Source organism: Roseateles sp. P5_B10 (assembly GCF_056400485.1).
In genome coordinates, this window is record NZ_JBFULE010000427.1 from 1 (window position 1) to 4,510 (window position 4,510).

The window sequence follows — 4,510 nt, forward strand, 5'->3', positions numbered from 1 at the left end:
CAACTGCACGGGCGCAGTGCCAAACCAGCGCAGGTCGGCCGGGTCGACGACGGCGAACACCAGGGCCTCCAGCACGCCAGCCGCAAGGAAGGACGACCAGGCCACGGCCATCGCAAAGCGCTTGATGCGCGTGGGGCCGGCGGCGCCGTTCATCTCTTCTGGCCCGCCGTGCCCGTGGCGGCATGGTTGCGGGCGACCAGGGCCGGTACCGCATCACCGGCACGGGCGCGCAGGTCGGCGGGCTCGGTGGCATCGGCAGTCTGGGCGGTGCGGTGCAGCTCCAGCGGCGGGTCGGGGTGGCGGATGGCAAGCGCCAGCGTGAAGAAGCTGGCGACGACGACGATCGCCGGGCCGCCGACCACGAGCCAGACCATGGGCTCGCGCCAGGCGGAAGAGGTATTCAAGGCGGACATGGGGTTCTCCTCGCCGTCAGCGCGGCAGCACGAAAGTGGACTTCTCGACGACGGTCTCGGCGGCCGATCCGCCGGCACCATCGCCGACACGGCTGATGCGCCAGCGCATGGGATGGGCGCCAGCCTTGAGCTGTTGCGCCGTCTCGGGCGGCACGCGCAGGGCCACCGCCACCCAGCGCGCCTCGGCGGGGCCCAGGTCCACGGTGGCGGCCTGGGTCAGCGCCAGGCCGGGCAGGCCCTCGGCTTCGATGCGGTAGCGCTGGGGCGACTCGGTCGCGTTCATGACCTGCAGGCGGTAGACGTTCTCGATCCAACCGTCCTCGACGAGTCGGGCCATCGAAGCGCGGTCACGCACGATGTCGACGCGGAAGCTGTGCCGCGACAGCAGGCTCCACATCAGGGCCGTGCAGATGACGAGCAGCACGGCGGTGTAGATCAGCACGCGCGGGCGCAGCACGTGCTGCCAGCGCTGCGCGCGCGTCAGGCGCTGCTCCAGGCCGTTCTCGGTGTCATAGCGGATGAGGCCACGCGCGGTGCCCATCTTGTCCATGACGCCGTTGCAGACGTCGATGCAGGCCGCGCAGCCGATGCATTCGTACTGCAGGCCGTCGCGGATGTCGATGCCGGTCGGGCAGACCTGCACGCACAGGTTGCAGTCGATGCAGTCCCCCACGGGAGCGGCGGCGCTGCGCACCTCGCCCTTCTTGCCGCGCTGCGCGTTCTTGCCGCGCGGCTCGCCGCGCTCCGGGTCATAGCTGACGATCAGCGTGTCGCGGTCGAACATCGCGCTCTGGAAGCGCGCGTACGGGCACATGTACTTGCAGACCTGCTCGCGCATGTAGCCGGCGTTGCCGTAGGTGGCGAAGCCGTAGAACAGCACCCAGAAGGTTTCCCACGGTCCCATGCCGAACGCGAGGACCTCGCGCGCCAGTGTCTGGATGGGCGTGAAGTAGCCAACGAAGGTGAAGCCGGTCCACAGGCCCAGCGCGATCCAGGCGGACTGCTTGCCCGCCTTGCGCCAGAGCTTGGTCCAGGACCACGGCGCCTTTTGCAGCCGCAGCCGCGCGTTGCGGTCGCCCTCGAACCAGCGCTCGATGAGCATGAACAGCTCGGTGTAGACCGTCTGTGGGCAGGCGTAGCCGCACCACAGGCGCCCGGCCACGGCGGTGAACAGGAAGAGCGCGTAGGCCGAGATCATCAGCAAGCCCGTGAGGTACACGAAGTCCTGCGGATACAGCACCAGGCCGAAGATGTAGAAGCGCCGCGAGCCCAGGTCGAAGAGCACGGCCTGCCTCTCGCCCCAACTGAGCCAGGGCAGGCCGTAGAACACGAGTTGGGTCAGCGCGACGATGGCCCAGCGCCAGCGGGCGTAGAAGCCGTCCACCGACCGCGGGTGGATCTTGTCCTCCGACTTGTAGAGGCGGATGACTTGGACGGCATCGCCCGGACCGGGCGCGGAGGGAACAGGCATGGGACTCAGGGGGAAGCGATGACGCCTTGCGACTGCGACAGACCCCAGACATAGGACGCAAGCACGCGGATCTGCTCGGGCGTCAGCCGCTCGCCATGGGCCGGCATCACGTTGTGCTTGCCGTTGTTGACCATGGCCGTGACGGCTTCCTCACCCCAGCCATGCAGCCAGACCTTGTCGCTCAGGTTGGGCGCCCCCAGGGCCGGGTTGCCCTGGCCGCCGGGGCCGTGGCAGGCCGCGCAGGCGGTGAACTTGGGCTTGCCGAGCTGGGCGTAGAGCGCGTTGTGCGGGCTGCCCGACAGCGACAGCACGTAGTGGGCGACGTTGCGCACATCCTCCGCCGCGCCCACTGCCGGGGCCATCACGGGCATGTTGCCCTCGCGGCCCTTGGTGATGGTCTCGGTGATGGTTTCGGGCGAGCCGCCCCACAGCCAGTCGGTGTCGGTCAGGTTGGGGAAGCCCTTGGAACCCTTGGCGTCGGCGCCGTGGCACTGCGCGCAGTTGTTGGCGAACAGCCGCTCGCCAATGGCGTGGGCCTTGGGATCCTTGGCGAGTTGCTCCGGGGTCTTGTCGGCGAAGGCGGCATAGACCGGCGCCATGGTGGCGCGCGCCTGTGCCAGGTCGTTGGCGTGCTCGCCCAGGCTCGTCCAACCCAGCTTGCCGGCCTGGTTGCCCAGCCCTGGATAGAGCGCCAGGTAGATGCCGGAGAAGACGATGGTCAGCACGAACAGGCCCATCCACCAGGCCGGCAGCGGGTTGTTGAGTTCGCGCAGATCCTCGTCCCAGACGTGGCCCGTCGTGTTGTCCGAGGCCATCACCTGGCGGCGGCTGGCGATGATGAGCAGAATGCCGCAGAAGATGAGGCCGCCAATGGTGCCAATGGCGATGAAGAGGGACCAGCCGCCGTTGAAGAAGTCGCTCATTGCTCATCTCCTTCGAGGGGCAGGCGGGCGGCGTCGTCGAAGCGGCCGCGCCAGGCCCAGGCGATGATGCCGAGGAAGACGGCCAGCGACACGAGAGTCACGGCCACACGGAGTTCGTTGATGCCCATGGTGCGGGCTCCTTACTTGTTCGCGGTGCCAAGCACCTGCAGATAGGCCACCAGCGCGTCGAGCTCGGTCTTGCCCGTCACGTCCTGGGAGGAGGCCTTCACCTCCGCCTCGGTGTAGGGCACGCCCAGCATGCGCATCGCCGCGAGGCGCGCCGGCATGCCGGCTGCGTCCACCGGTGCATTTACCAGCCAGGGGTAGGCCGGCATGTTGGACTCGGGCACCAGGTCGCGTGGGTTGTTCAGGTGGATGCGGTGCCAGTCGTCGCTGTACTTGGCGCCGACGCGATGCAGGTCGGGCCCGGTGCGCTTGCTGCCCCACTGGAAGGGGTGGTCATAGACGAACTCGCCCGCCGTGGAGTACTTGCCATAACGCAGCGTCTCGGCGGCAAGCGGGCGGATCATCTGCGAGTGGCAGTTGTAGCAACCCTCGCGCAGATAGATGTCGCGGCCGGCCAGCTGCAGCGCCGTGTAGGGCTTGAGGCCGGGCGCGGCCTCGGTGGTGGAGCGCTGGAAGAACAGCGGCACGATCTCGACGACGCCGCCAACCAGCACGGTCAGCAGCACCAGCACGATCATCAGCAGGTTGCTGGTCTCGATGCGCTGGTGGCCGGAGACGGATGAAGTTTGTGTGCTCATGTCATTTGCTCCGCCGCGTGTAGCGGCGCTTGAAATTTGCGGGCCGAGCGCCGGGCCGCTCCCAAGCCGGCCCGCGTTGGGCGACGTACCTGCCGGTCGAACCGGCAGGTATCGCCGTCCCCGCGGGGGACCGGCCAACGTACTCGTTGGACGAGGGGCTGCATGTCAGTTCAGGCGTGAGCCAGCGCAGGCACAGGGATGCGCACGGCCTGGGTACGGCCGGCCTGCACGGTCTTGATGACGTTCCAGCTCATGACCAGCATGCCGCCGAGGTAGAGCAGGCCGCCGCTGAGGCGGATCACGTAGAAGGGCCAGGTCGCCTTGACGCTTTCGACGAAGGTGTAGACCAGGGTGCCGTCGGGGTTGACCGCGCGCCACATCAGGCCCTGCATGACGCCGGCAATCCACATCGCGGCGATGTAGAGCACGATGCCCAGCGTCGCGATCCAGAAGTGCAGTTCGATGGCACTCTTGGAGTACATCTGCGTGCGGCCGAACATGCGCGGGATCAGGTGGTAGAGCGAGCCCATCGAGATGAGGCCCACCCAGCCCAGGGCGCCGCTGTGCACGTGGCCCACCGTCCAGTCGGTGTAGTGCGACAGCGCGTTGACGGTCTTGATGGACATCATCGGCCCCTCGAAGGTCGACATGCCGTAGAACGACAGCGCGACGATGAGGAACTTCAGGATGGGGTCGTCACGCAGCTTGTSCCAKGCACCSGACARCGTCATSACGCCGTTGATCATGCCGCCCCAGCTCGGCGCCAGCAGCACCAGGCTGAAGATCATGCCGACGCTCTGCGCCCAGTCCGGCAGCGCTGTGTAGTGCAGGTGGTGCGGGCCCGCCCACATGTAGGTGAAGATCAGCGCCCAGAAGTGGACGATGGACAGGCGGTAGCTGTAGACGGGGCGCTCGGCCTGCTTGGGGATGTAGTAGTAC

General features: G+C 67.7%; 6 protein-coding genes. All 6 read right to left on the reverse strand.

What is annotated here, in order from left to right; all coding sequences use genetic code 11:
• Positions 1-149: 149 nt before the first annotated feature.
• Positions 150-413, reverse strand: coding sequence for a hypothetical protein (locus AC1DU6_RS21020; protein ID WP_477859340.1), 264 nt, complete (start codon positions 411-413; stop codon positions 150-152).
• 16 nt (positions 414-429) lie between these two features.
• On the reverse strand, positions 430-1,884 hold the full coding sequence (ccoG, locus tag AC1DU6_RS21025; protein ID WP_477859342.1) for a cytochrome c oxidase accessory protein CcoG: 1,455 nt from the start codon (positions 1,882-1,884) through the stop codon (positions 430-432).
• A gap of 5 nt (positions 1,885-1,889) precedes the next feature.
• Entirely contained in the window at positions 1,890-2,807 is a 918-nt protein-coding gene (ccoP, locus tag AC1DU6_RS21030; RefSeq protein ID WP_056197780.1) for a cytochrome-c oxidase, cbb3-type subunit III, read from the reverse strand.
• Complete coding sequence (locus tag AC1DU6_RS21035) at positions 2,804-2,935, reverse strand: cbb3-type cytochrome oxidase subunit 3 (protein ID WP_056197782.1); 132 nt, start codon at positions 2,933-2,935, stop codon at positions 2,804-2,806. The genes ccoP and AC1DU6_RS21035 overlap by 4 nt, the downstream gene beginning before the upstream one ends.
• Positions 2,936-2,947: 12 nt before the next feature.
• Positions 2,948-3,571 carry a cytochrome-c oxidase, cbb3-type subunit II gene (gene ccoO, locus AC1DU6_RS21040; RefSeq protein ID WP_056197785.1) on the reverse strand — a complete coding sequence of 208 codons (624 nt, stop codon included), beginning with the start codon at positions 3,569-3,571 and terminating at the stop codon, positions 2,948-2,950.
• Positions 3,572-3,741: 170 nt separating this feature from the next.
• On the reverse strand, positions 3,742-4,510 hold a 769-nt coding region (locus AC1DU6_RS21045; protein ID WP_477859345.1), incomplete at its 5' end, for a cbb3-type cytochrome c oxidase subunit I.

Coding starts and splice junctions, on each gene's coding strand:
- AC1DU6_RS21020 (WP_477859340.1), bottom strand. CDS start 413: ATGTCCGCCTTGAATACCTCTTCCGCCTGGCGCGAGCCCATGGTCTGG.
- ccoG (WP_477859342.1), bottom strand. CDS start 1,884: ATGCCTGTTCCCTCCGCGCCCGGTCCGGGCGATGCCGTCCAAGTCATC.
- ccoP (WP_056197780.1), bottom strand. CDS start 2,807: ATGAGCGACTTCTTCAACGGCGGCTGGTCCCTCTTCATCGCCATTGGC.
- AC1DU6_RS21035 (WP_056197782.1), bottom strand. CDS start 2,935: ATGGGCATCAACGAACTCCGTGTGGCCGTGACTCTCGTGTCGCTGGCC.
- ccoO (WP_056197785.1), bottom strand. CDS start 3,571: ATGAGCACACAAACTTCATCCGTCTCCGGCCACCAGCGCATCGAGACC.